Below are 20,586 nucleotides of genomic sequence, written 5' to 3'. Positions count from 1 at the left end.
TAAAGCCTATATTGCAAACGATTGCCTTTCTCGTAGCTTTAATATTGCTTATAAGAGTAGTATTCATTTCATATAAAGTCAATGTATAAAGAGTATAATGACATAATTTTTAAATTAATATTTGCAAAATGAATAAAAGAATGTATAATGATAGACAAATAGCGCAAACGTTTTCATAGACTTGAGATATTGTTTGCGCTTCAATTAAACTATTAAATGCAAACGTTTTCAGTTACTGAGGTACATAGACAATTTAGGGAGGTTTTTGGGATGAAGAAAGCATTATCATTATTAACGGTTTCGGCATTATCTATTGGTATGTTATCTGCATGTGGACCGAAAGATTCAGGGAAAAAAGAGGAAAGTAAAGCGAAAAAAGACTATGATCTTCTTGTTTGGGAAGATGATAAAAAAGGTGTTGGTTTAGAACCAGCAGTGAAAAGCTTTGAGGAAAAATATAAAGTAAAAGTAAAAGTTGTTGAAATGCAAATGACAGATCAAGTGAAGAAGTTACGCCTTGATGGGCCAGCGGGGACTGGACCAGATGTTGTAACATTGCCACACGATCAAATCGGAAATGCAGTAACAGAAGGTTTACTTTCTGAAGTGAAAGCAGATGATGCTGTAAAGAGTAAATTTACTAATTCATCAATAGAAGCACAGACATATAATGGAAAATTATATGGTTTACCAAAAGCAATTGAGACACCAGTCTTTATTTACAATAAAAAACTAATGCCAAAAGCGCCAGAAACGATGGACGAGCTGTTTAACTTCTCAAAAGAATTTACGAAAGATGGCAAGTACGGATTTTTAGCATTAGGAGATAACTTCTACTTTGCTAATGCATTCATGGCAGGTATGGGCGGTTATGTATTTGGTGAAAAAGATGGAAAGCCAAATGCAAGTGATGTTGGATTAAATAATAGCGGAGCAGTACAAGGTGCTGAATATCTTCAAAAATGGTACAAGGAAAAATTATTCCCAAAAGGTATTATCGGTGAATCAGGTGGGCCTGCTGCTGATGGACTATTCAATGAAGGAAAAGCAGCTTCTATCATGAATGGCCCATGGGCGTTCCAAGCAATGGAAAAGAACGGGATTGATTATGGCGTTGCTCCAATGCCGAAATTACCAAATGGTCAACCAATGAAAACGTTTGTTGGGGTTAAAGGATGGCATGTAACAAGTTTCTCTAAACAAAATGATTTAGCTACAAAATTCACTGAGTGGGTAACAAATGAAGAAAACGCAAAAATTCGATTTGAGAAAACAAAAGAAATTCCTCCAGTAAAATCAGTAATGGAAGATCCAATTATTAAAGATAACGAAGCTGCAAAAGCAGTTGCAACGCAATCTGAAAATGGAATTCCAATGCCAAACATTCCAGAAATGCAAGAAGTTTGGAAACCAGCTGGAGATGCGCTTCAATTAGTTGTTACAGATAAAGAGGCACCAAAAGCGGCGCTTGATAGTGCAGTGAAACAAATTAAAGGTAATATTGAGGCAAATCATAACAAGAAAAAATAAGGTGAAATTCGTGCCTCGAATATGAGAGGCACGAATTCTCTCCCTTCCATGTAGGAAGAAAAAAGGGGGAAGGAACATGCAAACATCTATGGAACCAGCAAATGGGTTAAACCATTCAAAGCATAGAAAAATGGCAACCATGTTATCAATCATTCCAGGCGTGGGCCAAATGTATAATAAACAATTTGTAAAAGGTCTTATTTTTCTAGTATTAACAGGTTCATTTATTGTAGCCTTTGCTGATTTATTAAATATGGGATTATGGGGTATTGTAACGCTTGGTACAGAAGTTCCACGTGACCATTCTGTCTTTCTATTAGTAGAAGGAATCTTGGCCCTTATCGTTATCGCTTTTGGGCTCGGCATATATGCATTTAACTTATACGATGCATACCAAAATGGAAAGAAACGTGATATCGGAACACCGTTAAATTCTGTAAAAGAGCAATACCGTAATTTGTTAGATCAAGGTTTTCCTTATTTAATGGTTTCACCAGGTTTTCTACTACTTATCTTTGTTGTCGTATTTCCAATCATCTTCGTAATTTTAATTGGATTTACAAACTATGATCTATATCATTCTCCTCCAGCAAAATTAGTAGATTGGGTGGGCTTTAAAAACTTTATTGATATTTTCACTTTACCGATGTGGAGAGAGACATTTGTAAGTGTATTCTCTTGGACTGTCATTTGGACATTCGTTGCAACAACATTACAAGTTGCGCTTGGTATTTTCTTAGCGATTATCGTAAATCAGCCCGGTATTAAAGGAAAGGCAATTATTCGAACAATCTTCATTTTACCGTGGGCGGTTCCAGCATTCGTATCTATTCTTGTTTTCTCTGGTATGTTTAATGAAACATTCGGAGCGATTAACAATCAAGTATTAGCTTTATTCGGAATTGAAAAAATTGCTTGGATGACAGATCCATTTTGGGCGAAGATTGCTTTAATTATGATTCAAACGTGGCTTGGGTTCCCGTTTATCTTTGCGATGACAACGGGTATACTGCAATCGATTCCGGGAGAATTATATGAAGCGGCTACAGTAGATGGAGCGACAGCTTGGCAACAGTTTCGTAAAATTACATTGCCACTTGTGTTATATGCAACAGCACCAATATTAATTACGCAATATACGTTTAACTTTAATAACTTTAGTATCATCTATCTATTTAACGGTGGAGGTCCTGCTGTAGCTGGACAAGACGCAGGTGGAACGGATATTTTAATTTCATGGATTTATAAGTTAACGATGACTTCAGCGCAGTACGGAAAAGCAGCAGCTCTTACAATGATATTATCGTTAATCGTTATTACAGTTGCGTTATGGCAATTTAAGAGAACAAAATCATTCCAAGAAGAGGATATGATGTAAATGAATATTAAAAGACAGAAGATGTTACGTCTCTCATTAAGTTATTTAGTTATTTTCGTAATGTGTGCCATCATTTTCTATCCGTTATTATGGATTATTGGCTCATCGTTTAATCCGGGTGATAGTTTATCTGGATCAAGTATTATTCCACAAAATGCAACGTTAGATCATTATCGTAAGTTATTAGATCTAGAGAATAGTAATTACTTACTATGGTATAAAAACACATTAAAAGTAAGTGTTTTAACGATGATTTTCTCAGTGTTAGCAATTAGCTTTACTGCTTATGCATTTTCGAGATATCGTTTTGTTGGAAGAAAAAATGGTTTATTAACATTTTTAATTCTGCAAATGATTCCAAACTTTGCAGCGTTAATTGCTTTATACGTATTAGCTCAATTAACAGGATTAATTGATACACACCTTGCATTAATTTTAATTTATGTAGGCGGGGCTATTCCGATGAATACATGGCTTATGAAAGGGTATTTTGATACGATTCCGAAAGAACTAGATGAATCAGCTCGAATGGATGGAGCAGGGCATTTTCGTATTTTTTGGCAAATCATTATGCCACTTGCAAAGCCAATCGTAGCGGTTGTAGCGTTATTTACTTTCATTGGTCCATTTACAGATTTCATTTTAGCGAGTATTATTTTGCGAACACCAGAAAATTATACTTTAGCAGTTGGATTATATGAAATGGTTGCGAAGAAATTCGGTAATGAGTTTACAACGTTTGCAGCGGGTTCTGTGTTAATTGCGATCCCAATTTCAATTTTATTCCTATCACTACAAAAATACTTTATTTCTGGTTTAACAGCTGGAGGTACAAAAGGATGAAAAATGGGACATTACGTCCCATTTTTCTTTTCATCTCCCTATAAATAAGTTTATAGGGAGATGAAAAGAGATTTGACATCACATGTGAAAAGAAGTGAAATAAATAGTATATTATAGTATAGGAAAAAATAGCTATATCCCTTACAATACATGAAGAGGGAGAATAGGATTAGTTTTGCAAGATATAAGAAATGAAAGTTTATGACTTGCAATGAGTGCGAGATAAAATATATGAAAAATGGCAGAGAAATGAGAGGAGGGGGATTTTTATGACAGTTACAATTAAAGATGTGGCGAAGCAAGCGAATGTGGCACCATCAACAGTTTCTCGTGTAATTGCTGATAATCCAAGTATAAGTGAAAAGACAAAGCGCCGTGTTAGGAAAGTGATGAGTGAATTAGGGTATCATCCCAATTTAAATGCGAGAAATCTTGCGAACCAAACGACGAAAACACTTGGTCTTGTTATGCCAAGTTCTGCAAGTAAAGCTTTTCAAAATCCATTTTTCCCAGAAGTTATAAGAGGGATTAGTTCATTTGCACACGTAGAAGGTTATGCGCTTTACATGTCGACAGGTGAAACGGAAGAAGAAATTTTTAATGGTGTCGTAAAGATGGTACAAGGACGCCAAATTGGTGGCATTATTCTTTTATATTCAAGGGAGAATGATCGGATTATTCAATATTTACATGAACAAAATTTCCCGTTTGTTTTAATAGGAAAACCATATGATCGAAAAGATGAAATTACATATGTAGATAATGACAATTATACAGCTGCAAGAGAAGTGGCAGAATATTTAATTTCATTAGGGCATAAGCAAATCGCGTTCATTGGTGGTGGATCAGATTTACTTGTAACGAGAGATCGTTTAGCTGGTATGAGTGATGCCTTGAAATTAGCAGACATTGTATTACCAAAAGAATATATTTTACATTTTGATTTTTCGAGGGAAAGTGGTCAACAAGCTGTTGAGGAATTAATGGGACTGCAGCAACCGCCAACGGCAATTATGGCAACGGATGACTTAATTGGACTTGGTGTGTTAAGTGCTCTTTCTAAAAAAGGATTCGTTGTACCGAAAGATGTTTCTATTGTAAGCTTTAATAATGCTTTATTATCAGAAATTGCGAGCCCTCCACTTTCGACAGTTGATGTGAATATTTATCAGCTAGGATATGAGGCAGCAAAAGCTTTAGTTGATAAAGTAGAGAATGCAGAATCCACTGCAAAGTGTATCATTATTCCTCATAAATTACTAAAACGTCAAACTTGTGATCATTATGCATAAAAAAGCTAAGAGTTTAACTCTTAGCTTTTTTCTTTAGAAAGGCTTCTAATCGGTCGCAGCCTTCTTTTAAAGTTTCGATACTATACGCATAGGACAAGCGAAGGTAGCCTTCACCGTATTCAGAGAATGCTGTTCCAGGAACTACAGCTAGTCCCGCTTCTTTGACAAGATCAAGTGCAAAATCAAATGATGAAGATGTCAAATGACCAACATATGGGAATAAGTAAAATGCACCTGTTGGCTTTTCAACTGTTAATCCCATTTGAGTGAGTCTATTATATACGTAATCACGGCGTTTTTTATATTGGTGGCGCATCATTTTTGGTGCGTCTTTAGCTGCTGTTAATGCTTCAATTGCAGCGTATTGAGCGATTGAAGTAGCACACGTTACATTGTATTGATGAACTTTTAATATGTGTCCTGCTAAATAGCTTGGTGCAAATAAAAGTCCAACACGCCAGCCAGTCATAGAATGTGATTTAGATAAACCGTTAATGACAATTGTCTTTTCACGCATTTCTGGGAAATGTGCGATAGATGTATGCTTTTGTTCATATACAAGCTCGCTATAAATTTCATCTGAAAGGACGAAAATATTTTTATCTTTTAAAACATCTACAATATCTTTTAATTCTTCTGTGGATAAAGTTACACCAGTTGGATTAGAAGGATACGGTAGTACGATACATCTTGTTTTTTCTGTAATAGCATTTTTAAGCGCTTCAGCTGTTAAACGAAATCCAGTTTCACGAACATCTACAAAAATAGGCGTTGCACCGCATAATCGAATAATGGGTTCGTAACCTGGATAAATAGGAGCAGGTAAAATTACTTCTGTTCCTGGCTCTAAAATCGTTCGGAATGCAACATCAATTGCTTCGCTAGCACCGATTGTAACGATGGTTTCGTTTTCAGGTGAGTAATGTAAATCGTAGTTATCTTTTACGAAGTTACAAGCTGCCTTACGTAATTCTAGTAAACCAGCGTTATGTGTATAGCTTGTATAGTTTTCTGTAATAGCCCGTTTTGCCGCTTCTTTCACGAGAGAAGGTGTAGGGAAATCGGGTTGTCCAATTGTTAAAGAAATCAAATTATCATAGTTTTGAATCATGTTAGAGAATTGACGGATTCCAGAAATTTGGATATCCTTCACTCTAGGGTTAATGAATTGTTCCATTGTATCTCCCTTTCTTCCGTTTGAAAATTAAGTTCATTTTATCATATTTTCTATGATTACGCTTTGTATATGTTATTTAGAAAGAGAGAGAAAAGAGAAAAAAAGCCGCTATAAGCGACTTTTTAATATCCGTATTCCCAATCTATTTCATCTTCATTCCAGAGTACAGAGGATACCTTGCCAAGGTGAACAACTGATTCGTTCACAGCACATGTGCAGTTTTCTTCTCCCGCTTTATGCTGTAACTCTTCATATACTGATTTTTCAACATTTTCTAGAACAACCAAATTTTCTTCTTTTAAAACAAGCGTAGTACCCGCCATATTTATCTTCCTCCTACTAAAGTAATGATCACTTATTTGTAAACATAGATAGTATGGATTATATGCTGTATTTTGCTATAGTTGTCCGTCTAAAAAAGTATTTTTATATTTTCTTTGTAATCCGTATTCATTGTATACTGCACGAAGGAAATTTGGTACAGGGTTTACAATCATTTCGAAAATCTGTAACAATTATTATGAGTTGTTAACAAAGAATTAACAAATATGTTAAGAAAAATCAAAATTTTAAAACAAATACACCTATAAAATGATATAATCATATCAAAATACATATAGGGGATGAGAGGTTATGGAGCTTATCCGTGATTTATTGATTCAAATTGCCATCATAATTTTGCCACTATTTTTATATGAAGCGATTCGTTTAAATCGCTATCAAGAAATGCCTCCGAAGCCAAATCGTTACTTTATTATGTTTTTATCTAGCGTTACGCTCGTTCTCTCCATGACATACTCTATTTGTTTTGGCAATGTGTGTGGGTATAACTTTCACCCCATTCCAATTGTCAGTGGTTTTTTATATGGTGGGATTGTTGGTTTAATCCCAGCAGTTATTTTTGTTGCATACGAATGGTTACTAAAGGGAATGAGCTTTCTTCCAGTTTTAGAAGTAATATTTTTATTGATAGTTCCGCTATTTTTATCAAAGAAATGGTCTCTTTTTTCAAGGGATAAGAAATTAATTTTAGCATTTATGATTTCATCATTTTATGTGCTTGTTTCTTTAGTATTAGGCATGATTAATGTTCTTTTGGAAACAGGATTTACACCGTATATTTCGCAAATATATAGCGGATTTATATTTGCCTCGCTTATCATGGTCATGACAATGGTATTCCAGGTGTATTTAACTGAATATTTAAATGAAAATGCATTGCTACGTACAGAGATGCAAAAATCAGAAAAGCTTAATATTGTAAGTGAGTTAGCAGCAAGTGTGGCACATGAAGTTCGAAATCCACTAACTGTTGTTCGTGGATTTATCCAATTGCTAGAAAGTACGGAAGATGTGAAGAATAAGGATTATATGCGTCTCGTATTAGCTGAATTGGATCGGGCGGAACAAATTATTTCAGATTACTTAAATTTAGCAAGGCCGCAAATTGAGAAAAAAGAACACATTTGTTTATCAGCCCAATTAATAGAAATGACCACTCTTATGTCGTCATTTGCAGCGATGCAAGGTGTATATTTACAAGTTGAAATTTCAGAAAGTCTTTATACGATTGGTGATAAGACAAAATTGAAGCAAGCTATTATGAATGTTGTTAAAAATGGTATTGAAGCAATTCAAGGAAATAAAGGATATTTAAAAGTAACAGCTATTCAAAAAGATGAAACAATCATAATAAGAGTTAAAGATAGTGGTGTTGGTATGACGAAAGAACAGTTAGCAAGGCTTGGGCAACCATATTATTCTTTAAAAGAAAAAGGGACAGGATTAGGACTTATGGTAACATTTAGTATTTTACAAGCGCATAATGGTACATTGGAATATAAGAGTGAAAGTGGAAAAGGCACTGAAGCAATTATTATATTACCAGCTGTACAAAATAAGGAATAAAAGTTACCGATGAAAGGTAACTTTTTATTTTATATTGTTTATTCATTTGTTTTTTCTTGTTTTGCTCGGCTAAATAAACTTTTAAATGATTGAAAGAAGCTTTGCTCTTTTGAGGCAGCAACCATTCTTTTTGTTTCTTGAATTTCTCGAATAACTTGCATAAGCTGTGCATCACGGTTACTGTCTTTATTATAAATTTGACTAACAAGTTTATTCATTTTTTCTTCCTGTTTGGATTCTCGTTTATACATATGATTCATTAATAAGTCCATCTTTTCTTTTTGCAGTGCATCTGTTTGAGCGGCGTGATCGACTAACTCTTGAAGCATTTTTTCTTGAGAGCCTTCTTTTACATAAACTTGTTGCATCAATTCGTCTAGTTTCTCATCCTTTAAACGATTTTGTGTAATTAAAGTAGAATTTTGATGAATAATTGCCTCATTTAATTGAGCTAGCATTTCAAGTTTTAACATGAACTCCTCAAAGTTACGCCCATCTTCTTTTTCTTTCGTTTGTATCTCTTGCTTATCTTGTATAACTGGTACAGGTGGGGCCTCTTTTTCTTTTAAAATAATCGGTATCGTTTCTGAAATATCTTCTTGTAATGTAGCAGCTCTTTCGTGTATAGATTTCAATAATTTTAAATCATCAAGTTTATAAATACGAGCATCAGCTGTTTTGGAAATCATATAACCATGTTCCTCTAACAGTTGACTATATTTGCGAACTATATGTTTTGGGATGCCTGTTTTATTCGTGACATCTTTCGTTTTATAGGTAGCTTCCATCATATTTCCTCCCCAAAAAGTATCGTATATATCATTTCAATCTTTTATGAGGACTTCCTTTGAAAAAGAATGTCGGAAGGCTATTAGTTTTCTACAGCATTAGTGAAAAAATGAAAATTTTTGGCGGAATGGCAAGGAATAACTAAAATAATGTCTGAAAACATATACAGGAGAAGTTTGTTATAATAACGGAGGAAAAAAACTGGTAGAAACATGGAGGTATACATGAAGCAATTAAAAGGTATTATCATTTCAATTATCGCAATTCTGTCTATTTTAGTAGCAGTTTATGAAGTACTTGTGCCAGAGGAAACAAGTGTAAAGAAAACGAATACGTATGATCAAGTGTTAGAATTTCCGAAAGAACGTTATCCAGAGACAGGAAAACATATTACGGATGCTATAAAAGAAGGGCATTCAGAAGTTTGTACAATCGATCGTGGTGGTGCTGCAGATAGAAGGAAATTGTCGTTAGCACCATATCCATCAAAAAAAGGGTATGATCGTGATGAATGGCCAATGGCGATGTGCAAGGAAGGCGGAAAAGGAGCACATATTGAATATATAAGTCCGGCGGATAACCGTGGAGCAGGCTCTTGGGTAGGGAATAAGTTAGATAAATACCCAGATGGTACGCGAGTAAAATTTGAAGTGAAGTAGTAGTTGTATATTTCATAATGAAGGAGAAGGGGAACTATGGAGTTAACGATTTCTTATTCGCAATTAATGTTGATGAACTATGACGGTGAGCAACCTTATGTAGATTGGACTGATGAAGATTTTGAAAGAGGTTATGCTAAGGCAGATGGAACTGTTATTTTTGAAGCACTTTCTGATTATACTTGTGAAGTGAAAGTGACCCCAGGGAAACATATTGAAAAAGAAGAAGTAGTTAGAACGATTACGGTTCCTTTTACAGTTGAAAATGAAAGTATCGTTATAACGAGTATTCTTTCTAATAAATTTCAAATACCTATTCCAAATGGTGAGTATACAGTTGTATTACAAGCAATTCCTCTTGAAGAGCCAACGGATGATGAATTATATAAAATACAATATGAATTCTTTTTTGAAAGTAAAGAATAAAAAATGGGTTATCCTGAGAAAAGGATAACCCATTTTTGTTATGCGTTTGTTTTTAAAAGGGAACGAGCATCTTTCGCTGCTTGCACCATATGTTCTAAAGCTGGAATAACTTCTTCTGTTCTTCTCGTTTTTAAACCACAATCAGGATTAATCCAGAAATATTTAGGATCACATACTTCTAAAGATTGTTCTACGATTTTATACATTTCATCTTTACTCGGTACACGTGGGCTATGAATATCATATACACCTAGGCCGATGCCTTTTTCATATGTTGTATGTTTTAATGTATCAATAAATTCTCCGTGACTTCTTGATGTTTCGATAGAAATTACATCTGCATCTAATGCGCGAATCGCGTCAACAATATCTTCGAAGTTACTGTAACACATATGAGTATGAATTTGTGTTTCATTTGCTACAGAAGAAGTTGCTAAAAGGAAGGATTGTACTGCCCATGTAATATAAGCATCCCAATCTTTTTCTTTTAGTGGCATTCCTTCACGAAGTGCGGGCTCATCGACTTGGATTACTCTAATTCCGGAAGATTCAAGTAGTTCAATTTCGTGACGAAGAGCTAGTGCAATTTGATACGAAACTTCTTTTCTTGGAATATCATTTCGAACGAAGGACCAATTTAAAATTGTAACAGGTCCGGTTAACATTCCTTTTACAACTTTCTCTGTTAAGCTTTGCGCATAAACTGTTTCCTTAATAGTCATGCCGTTAATAAAGGCTACATCACCATAAATAACAGGTGGTTTTACGCAGCGGGAACCGTATGATTGTACCCAACCGTTTTTAGTGAATGAGAAACCAGCAAGGCGCTCACCAAAATATTCGACCATGTCAGTTCTTTCAAATTCACCATGTACAAGGACATCAAGCCCAATTTCTTCTTGGTAACGAATCCATTTTTCTGTCTCTTTTTCAATAAATTGTTCATATTGTTCATTTGAAATAACACCGTTACGCCATTCTTTTCGCGTTTGACGAACTTCAGTTGTTTGCGGGAAGCTACCAATAGTCGTTGTTGGTAATAGCGGTAACTCTAGAGCAACTTGTTGTAATTCGTATCGTTTTTCAAATGGAAGAGGACGTGAAAAATCTTCTTCTTTTAGTGCTGTTCGTGCTGCTTTGACATCTTCTCGGTTACGTGCAGCAGATGAACGAATTGTATGATGTACGTTTCGATATGTTTCCAGCTCATTACTAATGCTTTCTGTACCTTGAGTGAGAGCGGAATGAATAAGAACTAATTCTTCTAATTTTTGATTTGCAAATGCTAACGCATCAAACAGCTCAGTCGATAAGTGAGTTTCTTCTGTTTTATCGATTGGTGTATGCAATAAGCTACAAGAAGGCTGAACGATGATATCTTTCGTTTGGACTTGTTTTTGTAACGTTGTAAATAACTCAAGAACTTCATCAAGGTCAGCTCTCCAAATGTTACGGCCATCTATACAACCGACAGCTAAAGTTTTATCAGCTGGGAATCCATATTTTGAAATAGCATTTAGATTACCTTCTTTACCATGAATGAAATCTAATCCAATACCGGATACCGGGAATGTAATAATTTCTTCATAGTTTTCTTCTACGCTATCAAAATATGTTTGTAAAAGAAGAGTCGCATTTGGAACTTCTTTACGAATAGCTTCATAAATTTCTTTTGCTTGTTGAACTTCTTTTTTAGTTAAAGAAGCGAAAATCGGTTCATCAACTTGAATGGCTGGTGCACCAGCTGCATGTAGTTCTGAAAGCAGTTGTACGTAAGGTGCAACTAACTGTTTTAAAATGGTAGGAAATTGTTCTTGTGTATAACCTTTAGCTAATTTTAAGAAAGTATATGGTCCTAAAATAACAGGCTTTCCATCTACTCCTAATTCTTGTTTTGCCTCTTCGTATAAGCGAAGTGGACGATTATCTTTTAAAGAGATTTGTAATCCCTCTTCATATTCAGGAACGATATAGTGATAGTTTGTGTTAAACCATTTTGTCATTTCGGAAGCTACGTGATCTTTAGAGCCACGCGCCATTGCGAAATATACATCAAGGTAAGATGTAAACTCAGAAAAACGTGATGGAATAAATCCTAGCATATAGGCAGTATCCAAAACGTGATCATAATATGTAAAGTCGCCAATTGGAATGAGTTCAATCCCTTTTTCTTGCTGTACTTTTACGTGTTGAAGGCGAATTTCTTTCATTGTTGTTAAAAATTGTTCTTCATCGATTTTATTGGACCAAAAAGCTTCCAATGTTTTTTTCCACTCTCGTTGTAGTCCGATACGTGGATAACCTAAGTTACTTGTTTGAATTGCCATTTTAAATTCCTCCCTAATTGAAAGTAAGCATTTCCGTTTACTAGGAAATACCTATAACAAAAAGTACAAAGACATAGAAAATAAGCCTTCCTTTTTGTTTTAACACCTCATCATCATCCGTGAATCTATCAGTGTTGTTAAAACAGGCAGGTCTCCTGACTTATGCTTCATATAATTTCTTTCACCTTCCCGTTTTCACAGTGGCACCAAAAAGAAATCTCAGCATTTACAGTGGCGGGACCGTGTTGGAGTTTCACCAAGCTTCCCTTTTAAACACGAAACGAAACTTTCGTGTACCTATTTTCCTTTTGAAAGGAATTTAACAAGCGATATGATATTGAAACAAATTTTAACATAATTTTTGGAATTTTGTCTACTGTTTTAAAATAAGAAAATTCTAAAGTTTTTATTTCTTAGTATTCTGACTTTTTATATTCTGGAGTAACTAATAATATTACAGTATGAAAAGAGAAATTGAGCTATGAAAGAAGTAGGGATGTCTTCTTTCATAGCTCAATCTTCATCTATAGCAACTTCTGAAAGTTGGCCTGCTATAGCATCTTTAAGGAGGGTGTTTAGCCATTGTAATTCAACTGTAATATGCTCAATTACACTTTGCAAAATATATAGTTGTGCACGTGGAACCTTTCCTTTATTACAATCATATATCGTTTGCATAGTATGTAAATATTGAAGAGTATCGTTTTTCTTTTTTTCTAAAATAGGAACTAATTCGTGATCATTGCTAAAGTGAGCGAAAGATAAGGCTGAATAAATAGGTTTATATATTTGGTTTTTGGCTTCGAATTGTTTTAATAGTAAAGTGTGGAATAGTTTTTTGCCTTCTTCTGTTATATGAAAAATCGTTTTGTCAGGTCGATTTGTGTCTCTAATTACATTTGTAATATGAATTGCCCCTTGCTTTTCTAATTGCTCGAAGGCGTAATAAAGTGATCCTTTAGCATATTTAATGTAACAATCCATTTGTCGTTCTTTCATAATATGCTGCACTTCATATGGATGTTTATCTCCTTCGAGTAGTAAGCCGAGAATGACTAATTTCATGCTCATGCTGTCTCAACTCCTGTATATAAAAACTTTATACATATTATAAACGGCATATCCTTTTTCATAAAGGGATATGCCGCTTCTTTTTTATATTAACTAACTTGCTTTTGTTTTTCTTTCTTTTTAGGGCCTGTAAAGAGGCGTTCATTTCCCATAAGTAAAATACAAATAATACTTAGTACAGCCGGGATGAGTGCCCAGAAGAATGTGTTCGCAATAGATGTAGCGAGAGCTTCCTTAATACCCGCTAATATTTCAGCAGGAATTTTTGCGGTAGCGCCTGGTGATAATAAGAAACTTGTGTCTCCGCCTTTTGGAGCTAATTTTGCTAGTTCAGGGGGGAATACAGAGTTTAGTTTATCTGTAAAAATATGATTTTGAATTGTACCAAAAATCGTTACACCAAGAGTCATACCGAGTGATCGGAAGAATGAGTTTGTTGATGTCGCCGAACCACGGTCCCGCATTTCCAACTTGTGAATAGAAGACATACTTAATACTGAGAATGAGAAGCCAACACCAAGCCCAGCGAGAATCATAAATAGTGTTACGAGTAAACGAGGTGTGTCCATTGTTAAAGTACTTAATAAATAAATACCAAGAACGAAGAAGACACCAGATACCATCATAATGTTACGATAGCTTGTTCGAGAAGCTAATTGTCCTCCTGTTTGACTTCCAATTACAGAACCAACCATCATTGGTGTTAAAATTAATCCAGCATTAGAGGCGGAACCTCCAAGAACGCCTTGAATGAAGATTGGAATATAAACTGTACAGATAATAAAAGCGGCACCATAGAAAAAGGCAACTCCTTGACTAGCTGCGAATAAAGGTTTTTTAAATAGATGGAACGAAATAATAGGCTCGGTTGCTTTTCGTTCTACAAAGAAGAAAATAATAAGCGTAATAACTACTGTTGTAAATAGGCCAATAATTACAGTAGAATTCCAGGCATATTCCTTACCACCAAGTTCTAATGCGAACATTAAGCAAACGATGCTTATGACAAGTGTAATAGCACCAGCCCAATCAATTTTTTGTTTTCTAAATTCTAGAGACTCACTGTAGTATTTAGTAATGAAGAAAAAGGAGATAAGTCCTAATGGAATATTAATATAGAAGACCCAATGCCAACTTATATAGTCTGTAATATAAGCACCTAATAAAGGACCGAATACACTAGATGTCCCGAAAACAGCACCGAATAGTCCTGTCATCTTCCCGCGTTTTTCTGGTGGGAAGATATCGTACATAATTGTGAAGGCGATAGGCATAAGGGCACCACCACCGATCCCTTGAATAGCTCTATAAATACTTAATTGCTCAATACTTGAAGCTGTTCCGCAAAGAGCAGAACCGAATAAGAAAAGAATGAGGCCCCCAATATAAAAACGTTTCCGCCCGTACATATCAGAAAGTTTCCCGAAGATAGGCATCCCTGCCATTGTTGCTACCATATAAGCTGATGTGACCCAAACAAACTTATCAAATCCTCCTAGGTCTCCAACGATTGTTGCCATTGCGGTTGCAACGATTGTATTATCCATTGCGGCCATTAATATACCAAGCAGTAAACCAGCAACAACAAATTTTGTCTTGTTGGCTTCTTTTTTTAATGGTTGAGTTTCCAAATATAACCCTCCTTTAGAAATAAGTAAACTATATTAAGTTTTGAGTGCAGTGGATAAAAAATTTTAATGTATAGTTGATTTTAATTTCTTTTCCATAAGTGCACTGATATGCCATAAAGAATATTATAGTCAAATTTGACTATAAGGCAAACTTTTTCTTACGTCAAAATATTCTTTCGTATGAGTAGAGAACGAGTAAGCCATACTGAATATTGCTATGAAGGGAATGAAGTAAATTGTAAAAAAATTTCATAAAGAACACCTTCTGTTAATAGATGAAAAATGGTTTTTTCTTCATATTGTCGAATAGGATAAAAGGAAGAGAAATATTAAACATTGCTTGTAGCAAGCTTTAGTAATTTGGGGAATTCATTGTGTGTATGTTACATCTGAAATGAGGTGAATATATATTATGAAAATATGGGGACGAATTTCGGATACAGGAAAGTATTCAATACCGCTACAACCAGTATTGTGGATTGACGGATCGAAAAAGGAAAACGAATTTCCTCAAGTAGCCGTTACATTACAAATTGGTAGTATGTATACAGAACAGTTTTCGTATGAATTGACCTACGATGTAAACGACATACTTATTATGCGAATTGAAGTGGAAAATAAAGGGGTAGAAATGATTTCGAGAGTTGTTGTAAGTCATATGATTCGAGATTACTTTGCTTATATTCCTAATTCTTTAAAAGTTGATAAGGGGATAAGTGAGTTTTTATTCCAGCTTGTTAGATGGCGAATTGATGATTTGTTACCGAATGAGAAGGTGGAACTACGTTGTAAAATAAAAGCTAATAAAGATAAAGCTCTTAAACAAACATTCTTTCAGGCTACATATACATTTCAAGATAAAGAGATATCATATGGCCCACTGCAAACAAATGAAGTTGTTGTGCGTCAATGATAAAAAGGAACCTGTACAAAAGGTTCCTTTTTTAGTGAAGGTTGTGTTTTTTGAGTATTTTCTTTTGCTCCATTCCTTTTTTTCCTACATAGTTATTTTTGTAGCCAAAGTATAGAATAAATAAAAATGAAACAACATTAACAATAGCGTCGATTTGATCGTTTGTAATAAAGTGTATCCCGAAAGAGGTAAATAATAATTTTAATGATAATAGAAAACCAGCTAGTAAACGCATAGCATCTGATAGATTCTCTTTTTGTAGCATATAGATTACTCCTTTCTATAAAAGTTATATATTATATATATGAAATAGAGTAGAAAAGGTATACAAGCTTAAGCAGAAATGTACATTGCATATGTACATTTTTTATTTTGTAGAAAAACATTATTGATATAGAAACATATATTGGTATAAAAGGGGGAAAAGTATGAAACATAAAGGGAAAATTAGTGGATTATTGCTTGGCAATACTGTGGCAGTTACAGAATGGATTGCACTTCAGGATGTAATTGCAAAACTGGATTCACGATCATTTTATACCGTCTTTATTATTTATATATTGCAAATGATACTAAGTTATTATTTTGGACATTGGTACGATAAAAGAGCGAACGAGCGTATGGGTATGGAAGTAGGAGGAATGGCAAGCAATGATTTTGTTGTTGATTTTTTTGGGAAAGTAGCTGCTTTATCTGAAAGAGATTCTCGTAATATTACAGTGTACATTCTTTCTGTAAAAGAATGGGAAGGATTAAAAGACACGTTGCAAGAAAAAAAGTTGGGAGTGTTAGTACAAAAATTAGAGAGTACCATTGTAAAGACAATTCGGAAGGGCGATGTTGTTACAAAGTGGGATGAAAATAAGTACGTTATTGTAGCAATTGATAATGGTCATGAAACATCAACAATAACAAAACGATTAATGAAAAATATTGAAAGTGAAATAGAAGGTGATTTACTCAGTGTCACTCTTTTATTTGGAGCAGCTAGCTATCCAGTAGAAGGAAAAACGTTTGAAGAACTGTTGAGAAAGTCGCAAAATCAATTGTACCAGTATAGAAATTTGCAAGAAAAGGAGTGAAGCTTTGATTTGAAGATATATGATAGGAAGATGTTTTATTTGTAACATTTTTTTGACTTTTATTACAAAAAAACGCCACGTTTGTAATAAAAGTCTTTAAAAATATATGAAATAAGCATATAATTATGATGGTAGTGCCAATGCAATTTGCACAGTGTGTTTTATTTTAAAAGTGTAGAGGAAAGCAAGCTCTACACTTTTCCTTTTTAGGAAATGAAAAGAATATTTGTAAGTTGTTGCGAGATATCGATTGTACTGTGTAAAATGAACAAAGAGATTAATTGATAGAAAGCTGGAAAGGGAATGATAGACGTGAGAGCGGAGCGATCACCTTTTATCAGGTGAACTATTATAGTCTTATTAAGACTGAGGTGAAATTCCGTGGATATTAAAGTAATACATAGTGTGAACAGGCCTTAAAAAACACGAAGTAGTATACTTAAAGATGGATATGGAATTGCTAAATAATTCAAAAAGAATAATGTAATATCAAGTAATAATTTGTACAAACAATATTAATGATCTTCGTAAAAAAGATGCGAGTGTATAGAACAATTACATATTTTATAACTTTTTTATATTACACGATGGTCGTTTATAAGTAGGAGGAAGAGATGTTGAAATATAGTAAATTAGCAATTGTAACTACATTATCAATGATTTTATTAGCCGGTTGTTTCGGCCCGAAACCAGAAGAAGAATTATATGTAGCGTTTGAAAACGCTGCTAAACAAGAAAAAACAATGTTTGAAGATGCAAAAAAACTTGAGACTTTAGAGAAAGAAGGACAAGAATTATATAACCAGATTGTTCAAGAAGGAAAAGATAATAATCAAACTGTTAAAGAAAAACTGAATCAAGCAGTGAAAAATACAACTGAACGAGAAAAAGTGCTTACAAAAGAAAAAGAAGTTTTAAATAAAGCGCAAGAAGAAGTGAAGTCAGCTGATAAGTATGTGAAGAAAATTGAAGATAAGAAATTGAAAGATCAAGCTGATAAAGTGAAAAGCATGTATGAGAAACGCCACGATTCGTTTAATAAAATGTATGACAGCTATAACAAATCTTTAAAACAAGAAAAAGAGTTATATACAATGTTACAAGATAAAGGTACTAAATTAAAAGATATTAGTGAAAAAGTAAAAGTAGTAAATCAATCTTATAAGGATATTGAGTCAGAAAAAGATAAATTTAATGAATTTACAAAGTCTTATAATACAGAAAAAGTAGCTTTTTATAAACAAGCAAATATTAAAATTAAAGAAGAGAAAAAATAAAACAGTTTGGCCTACAATTGGCCAAACTGTTTTATTTTTTTGTATAAGTACGACTATACCATGGAACAGGCTCACTTAATTTTTTTTCTTGTTTTAATGCTTCAGGACCAATATAATCTTGAAGTGTTTTTTTTGCTACTGTTAAAGATAAGGTTGTTTTCGGATTTCGATAGGAGGATTCAAGATGACCAAGATGCGGTAGAATTCGAAAATCTTCTTTCGTAGGAGGGATGTGGAAAAAATAATCGCCTAAACGTATAAGGACATCAGATTGTTGTTGGCTAAAACGTGGGTTTCTAGAAAAATGCAATCCTTCTTTAATTGCTTTTTTTTCAGCAATCAAACGTTCTAAAGCTGTCTTTTTTAACCAGTATAAATATTTAGGATTAGTAGCTGCTTTAGCATGACGATTCACAACGAAAATAGATTGAGCTAGTCGATTAATAGAATGTTGGTTTTGTAATTGAGATTGTGGTTGTGAAGGTTTCATATTGAATCTCCTTTCAATTTTTCATTATTATACCATAAATAAAATAGGTATTTATTATACGCAAAAAGTGATTGTATATATTTTCAATATTAAAGCAATATTGTTACAAAAAACAACTATTTTGTATAATAGTAATAGAATATGTTTTTGAAATTTGATAATGAAAGAGTGAGAAGTTTGAAAGAAATATTAAAACAACAGTATGCCATTATAGATATTGGATCTAATACAATGCGTTTAGTTATTTATGAAAAGCAAAATGGAGGTTTTTATAAAGAGATTGAAAATACGAAAGTTGTTGCTAGGTTAAGGAATTACTTAATTGATGGTGTATTGAATGAAGAGGGAATAGAAGTATTATTACAGACATTATTTCAATTTCAAGAAAGTACAAGATTCCATCAGTTGCATCATGTACTTTGTGTTGCAACAGCAACAATTAGACAGTCGGAGAATCAAGAGGAAATTAAAAAGCTTGTTGAAGGACAAACGGACTTTACTCTTAGAGTATTATCAGAGTATGAGGAAGCGCGTTACGGATACTTGGCGGTTATGAATTCTACATCGTTTTCAGAAGGAATAACGGTAGATATTGGTGGGGGAAGTACGGAAGTTACATACTTTAGAAATAGAGAGATTTTAGAGTACCATAGTTTTCCTTTTGGGGCACTTTCTTTAAAGCAACAATTTATTAAAGGTGATATTCCTACTAAAGATGAGTTAGAGGGAATGCAACAGTATTTAGAGTTTCAATTTCGAACGTTACCATGGTTAATCAATAAGAAATTGCCTCTTATTGCAATTGGTGGTAGTGCTAGGAACTTAGTAAAAATCCATCAAAATTTAATATGTTATCCTATAGCAGGATTACATTTATACAAGATGAAAGAAGAAGATATTGAAAGTGTAAAAGAGGAATTGGAAAAATTGTCGTTCATAGAACTTCAGAAATTGGAAGGATTAGCAAAAGATCGAGCAGATACGATTATTCCAGCGGTTGAAGTATTTCATACACTTGTTAATGTTATAGAGGCACCGGCATTTGTATTAAGTAGAAAAGGGTTAAGAGAAGGTGTTTTCTATGAAGAGTTGACAAAAGATTTGGGGATTTCATATTATCCGAACGTAGTTGAAGAAAGTTTGCATTTACTATCACATGAATACGAAATGGACATGGAATTTGTTATTCAACTTATTAAACATGGAAGACTAATTTGCAAACAACTTGAGGAAATAGGGCTTATTTCTATGTCAGTAAAAGACTGGGAAGTGTTCCATCAAGCTGCGAAAGTATTTAATATAGGCAAATATATAGACGAAGAAGCGAGCCGTTTACATACGTTTTATTTATTAGCGAATAAGACAATTGATGGCATGATGCATAAAGATCGAGTAAGGCTAGCGCTTATTGCATCGTATAAATCAAAAATGTTATTTAAACAACATTTATCTCCATTTGAAGGTTGGTTTGATAAAAGCGAACAAAAAAAAATCCGCCTGTTAGGAGCTGTTTTACAATTTTCAGCTACTTTAAATGTAAGGCAACGATCGCTTATTGATACCATATCTATAACAGAAAGCGAAGAGGGATTAACGTTTAAAGTTTTATGTGAACAATCGGCATTAGCAGAAAAAGTACAAGCTGAAAAACAAAAAAAACAGTTAGAAAGAGTATTAAAAACGAATATTAATTTATTATTTGAACTAAAACATTAGGATTGTACGGATGTCTTTACGAAAAATTTACACTTTGTAATATTGTAATTTGATAAAATGAAATTAACTAAATTATA

Annotated in this window: 19 protein-coding genes and 1 riboswitch; of the genes, 11 read left to right on the top strand and 8 right to left on the bottom strand. The window is 33.8% G+C overall.

Features of this window, described 5'->3' with window-relative positions; translation table 11 throughout:
• Positions 1 to 270 precede the first annotated feature (270 nt).
• The 4 genes from ACTFR3_RS11145 to malR all read left to right on the top strand — a co-directional run bounded on the left by ACTFR3_RS11145 (position 271) and on the right by malR (position 5,043).
• Positions 271 to 1,530: an extracellular solute-binding protein gene (locus ACTFR3_RS11145; protein WP_000709923.1), complete on the top strand. Its 1,260-nt coding sequence runs from the start codon at positions 271 to 273 to the stop codon at positions 1,528 to 1,530.
• Positions 1,531 to 1,606: 76 nt separating this feature from the next.
• Positions 1,607 to 2,908 carry a maltosaccharide ABC transporter permease MalC gene (gene malC / locus ACTFR3_RS11140; RefSeq protein WP_001194993.1) on the top strand — a complete coding sequence of 434 codons (1,302 nt, stop codon included), beginning with the start codon at positions 1,607 to 1,609 and terminating at the stop codon, positions 2,906 to 2,908.
• Entirely contained in the window at positions 2,909 to 3,751 is an 843-nt protein-coding gene (gene malD / locus ACTFR3_RS11135; protein ID WP_001022608.1) for a maltosaccharide ABC transporter permease MalD, read from the top strand.
• A gap of 269 nt (positions 3,752 to 4,020) precedes the next feature.
• On the top strand, positions 4,021 to 5,043 hold the full coding sequence (gene malR, locus ACTFR3_RS11130; RefSeq protein ID WP_000219053.1) for a maltose operon transcriptional repressor MalR: 1,023 nt from the start codon (positions 4,021 to 4,023) through the stop codon (positions 5,041 to 5,043).
• Positions 5,044 to 5,056: 13 nt separating this feature from the next.
• Here the strand turns inward: malR and ACTFR3_RS11125 are convergent, their stop codons facing one another.
• Both ACTFR3_RS11125 and ACTFR3_RS11120 read right to left on the bottom strand, forming a co-directional pair.
• The gene (locus ACTFR3_RS11125) at positions 5,057 to 6,220 is read right to left on the bottom strand and encodes an aminotransferase A (protein ID WP_098583044.1); all 1,164 of its coding nucleotides are present in this window, start codon (positions 6,218 to 6,220) and stop codon (positions 5,057 to 5,059) included.
• Between the two features lie 122 nt (positions 6,221 to 6,342).
• On the bottom strand, positions 6,343 to 6,543 hold the full coding sequence (locus tag ACTFR3_RS11120; RefSeq protein WP_000929280.1) for a hypothetical protein: 201 nt from the start codon (positions 6,541 to 6,543) through the stop codon (positions 6,343 to 6,345).
• 310 nt (positions 6,544 to 6,853) lie between these two features.
• On the opposite strand from ACTFR3_RS11120, the gene kinB reads away from it, so the two are divergent.
• Positions 6,854 to 8,128 carry a sporulation sensor histidine kinase KinB gene (gene kinB, locus ACTFR3_RS11115; protein WP_000420369.1) on the top strand — a complete coding sequence of 425 codons (1,275 nt, stop codon included), beginning with the start codon at positions 6,854 to 6,856 and terminating at the stop codon, positions 8,126 to 8,128.
• A 38-nt stretch (positions 8,129 to 8,166) separates the two neighbouring features.
• Here the strand turns inward: kinB and ACTFR3_RS11110 are convergent, their stop codons facing one another.
• Positions 8,167 to 8,916 carry a DUF3967 domain-containing protein gene (locus ACTFR3_RS11110; RefSeq protein WP_000388471.1) on the bottom strand — a complete coding sequence of 250 codons (750 nt, stop codon included), beginning with the start codon at positions 8,914 to 8,916 and terminating at the stop codon, positions 8,167 to 8,169.
• Between the two features lie 225 nt (positions 8,917 to 9,141).
• Here ACTFR3_RS11110 and nucA point away from each other — a divergent pair, with 225 nt between their 5' ends.
• Together nucA and comJ are read left to right on the top strand one after the other, a co-directional pair.
• Positions 9,142 to 9,576, top strand: a complete 435-nt coding sequence (gene nucA / locus ACTFR3_RS11105; RefSeq protein WP_000811494.1) for a DNA-entry nuclease — start codon at positions 9,142 to 9,144, stop codon at positions 9,574 to 9,576.
• A 36-nt stretch (positions 9,577 to 9,612) separates the two neighbouring features.
• Positions 9,613 to 10,002, top strand: coding sequence for a competence protein ComJ (comJ, locus tag ACTFR3_RS11100; protein WP_000424030.1), 390 nt, complete (start codon positions 9,613 to 9,615; stop codon positions 10,000 to 10,002).
• 38 nt (positions 10,003 to 10,040) lie between these two features.
• Here the strand turns inward: comJ and metE are convergent, their stop codons facing one another.
• The 3 genes from metE to ACTFR3_RS11085 form a co-directional block, all read right to left on the bottom strand.
• Positions 10,041 to 12,329 (bottom strand): 5-methyltetrahydropteroyltriglutamate--homocysteine S-methyltransferase, encoded by a 2,289-nt coding sequence (gene metE, locus ACTFR3_RS11095; protein WP_001007608.1) that lies wholly within the window; start codon positions 12,327 to 12,329, stop codon positions 10,041 to 10,043.
• A 128-nt stretch (positions 12,330 to 12,457) separates the two neighbouring features.
• Positions 12,458 to 12,645, bottom strand: a riboswitch (cobalamin riboswitch).
• 197 nt (positions 12,646 to 12,842) lie between these two features.
• A complete protein-coding gene (locus tag ACTFR3_RS11090) occupies positions 12,843 to 13,400 on the bottom strand; it encodes a PadR family transcriptional regulator (RefSeq protein WP_000062061.1) in 558 nt (185 codons plus the stop codon).
• Positions 13,401 to 13,489: 89 nt separating this feature from the next.
• Positions 13,490 to 15,031 carry an MDR family MFS transporter gene (locus ACTFR3_RS11085; protein WP_000449912.1) on the bottom strand — a complete coding sequence of 514 codons (1,542 nt, stop codon included), beginning with the start codon at positions 15,029 to 15,031 and terminating at the stop codon, positions 13,490 to 13,492.
• 412 nt (positions 15,032 to 15,443) lie between these two features.
• Here ACTFR3_RS11085 and ACTFR3_RS11080 point away from each other — a divergent pair, with 412 nt between their 5' ends.
• A complete protein-coding gene (locus ACTFR3_RS11080; protein WP_000708120.1) occupies positions 15,444 to 15,944 on the top strand; it encodes a hypothetical protein in 501 nt (166 codons plus the stop codon).
• Between the two features lie 31 nt (positions 15,945 to 15,975).
• Here the strand turns inward: ACTFR3_RS11080 and ACTFR3_RS11075 are convergent, their stop codons facing one another.
• Positions 15,976 to 16,209, bottom strand: a complete 234-nt coding sequence (locus ACTFR3_RS11075) for an SPP1 phage holin family protein (protein ID WP_000939448.1) — start codon at positions 16,207 to 16,209, stop codon at positions 15,976 to 15,978.
• 163 nt (positions 16,210 to 16,372) lie between these two features.
• On the opposite strand from ACTFR3_RS11075, the gene ACTFR3_RS11070 reads away from it, so the two are divergent.
• The gene (locus tag ACTFR3_RS11070; protein WP_440044418.1) at positions 16,373 to 17,026 is read left to right on the top strand and encodes a diguanylate cyclase domain-containing protein; all 654 of its coding nucleotides are present in this window, start codon (positions 16,373 to 16,375) and stop codon (positions 17,024 to 17,026) included.
• A 614-nt stretch (positions 17,027 to 17,640) separates the two neighbouring features.
• A complete protein-coding gene (locus ACTFR3_RS11065; protein ID WP_071740158.1) occupies positions 17,641 to 18,303 on the top strand; it encodes a YkyA family protein in 663 nt (220 codons plus the stop codon).
• Between the two features lie 31 nt (positions 18,304 to 18,334).
• Here the strand turns inward: ACTFR3_RS11065 and ACTFR3_RS11060 are convergent, their stop codons facing one another.
• Positions 18,335 to 18,793, bottom strand: coding sequence for a YkyB family protein (locus ACTFR3_RS11060; RefSeq protein WP_000804864.1), 459 nt, complete (start codon positions 18,791 to 18,793; stop codon positions 18,335 to 18,337).
• Between the two features lie 141 nt (positions 18,794 to 18,934).
• Between ACTFR3_RS11060 and ppx the strand changes: the two genes are divergently transcribed.
• Entirely contained in the window at positions 18,935 to 20,509 is a 1,575-nt protein-coding gene (gene ppx, locus ACTFR3_RS11055) for an exopolyphosphatase (protein ID WP_053083189.1), read from the top strand.
• The last annotated feature ends 77 nt before the right edge of the window (positions 20,510 to 20,586 follow it).

The organism is Bacillus cereus group sp. MYBK14-1, assembly GCF_051916885.1.
GTDB lineage: Bacteria > Bacillota > Bacilli > Bacillales > Bacillaceae_G > Bacillus_A > Bacillus_A cereus.
Note: the sequence above shows the minus strand (reverse complement) of the source record. Positions and strands in the feature narration are given on the sequence as shown.

What these genes read in the sequence shown, in the direction of transcription:
- ACTFR3_RS11075 (WP_000939448.1), bottom strand. Translation starts at nt 16,209, where the DNA reads ATGCTACAAAAAGAGAATCTATCAGATGCTATGCGTTTACTAGCTGGT.
- malC (WP_001194993.1), top strand. Translation starts at nt 1,607, where the DNA reads ATGCAAACATCTATGGAACCAGCAAATGGGTTAAACCATTCAAAGCAT.
- metE (WP_001007608.1), bottom strand. Translation starts at nt 12,329, where the DNA reads ATGGCAATTCAAACAAGTAACTTAGGTTATCCACGTATCGGACTACAA.
- ACTFR3_RS11090 (WP_000062061.1), bottom strand. Translation starts at nt 13,400, where the DNA reads ATGAGCATGAAATTAGTCATTCTCGGCTTACTACTCGAAGGAGATAAA.
- ppx (WP_053083189.1), top strand. Translation starts at nt 18,935, where the DNA reads ATGTTTTTGAAATTTGATAATGAAAGAGTGAGAAGTTTGAAAGAAATA.
- ACTFR3_RS11060 (WP_000804864.1), bottom strand. Translation starts at nt 18,793, where the DNA reads ATGAAACCTTCACAACCACAATCTCAATTACAAAACCAACATTCTATT.
- malR (WP_000219053.1), top strand. Translation starts at nt 4,021, where the DNA reads ATGACAGTTACAATTAAAGATGTGGCGAAGCAAGCGAATGTGGCACCA.
- ACTFR3_RS11080 (WP_000708120.1), top strand. Translation starts at nt 15,444, where the DNA reads ATGAAAATATGGGGACGAATTTCGGATACAGGAAAGTATTCAATACCG.
- ACTFR3_RS11065 (WP_071740158.1), top strand. Translation starts at nt 17,641, where the DNA reads ATGTTGAAATATAGTAAATTAGCAATTGTAACTACATTATCAATGATT.
- malD (WP_001022608.1), top strand. Translation starts at nt 2,909, where the DNA reads ATGAATATTAAAAGACAGAAGATGTTACGTCTCTCATTAAGTTATTTA.
- kinB (WP_000420369.1), top strand. Translation starts at nt 6,854, where the DNA reads ATGGAGCTTATCCGTGATTTATTGATTCAAATTGCCATCATAATTTTG.
- ACTFR3_RS11070 (WP_440044418.1), top strand. Translation starts at nt 16,373, where the DNA reads ATGAAACATAAAGGGAAAATTAGTGGATTATTGCTTGGCAATACTGTG.
- nucA (WP_000811494.1), top strand. Translation starts at nt 9,142, where the DNA reads ATGAAGCAATTAAAAGGTATTATCATTTCAATTATCGCAATTCTGTCT.
- ACTFR3_RS11125 (WP_098583044.1), bottom strand. Translation starts at nt 6,220, where the DNA reads ATGGAACAATTCATTAACCCTAGAGTGAAGGATATCCAAATTTCTGGA.
- ACTFR3_RS11145 (WP_000709923.1), top strand. Translation starts at nt 271, where the DNA reads ATGAAGAAAGCATTATCATTATTAACGGTTTCGGCATTATCTATTGGT.
- ACTFR3_RS11120 (WP_000929280.1), bottom strand. Translation starts at nt 6,543, where the DNA reads ATGGCGGGTACTACGCTTGTTTTAAAAGAAGAAAATTTGGTTGTTCTA.
- comJ (WP_000424030.1), top strand. Translation starts at nt 9,613, where the DNA reads ATGGAGTTAACGATTTCTTATTCGCAATTAATGTTGATGAACTATGAC.
- ACTFR3_RS11110 (WP_000388471.1), bottom strand. Translation starts at nt 8,916, where the DNA reads ATGGAAGCTACCTATAAAACGAAAGATGTCACGAATAAAACAGGCATC.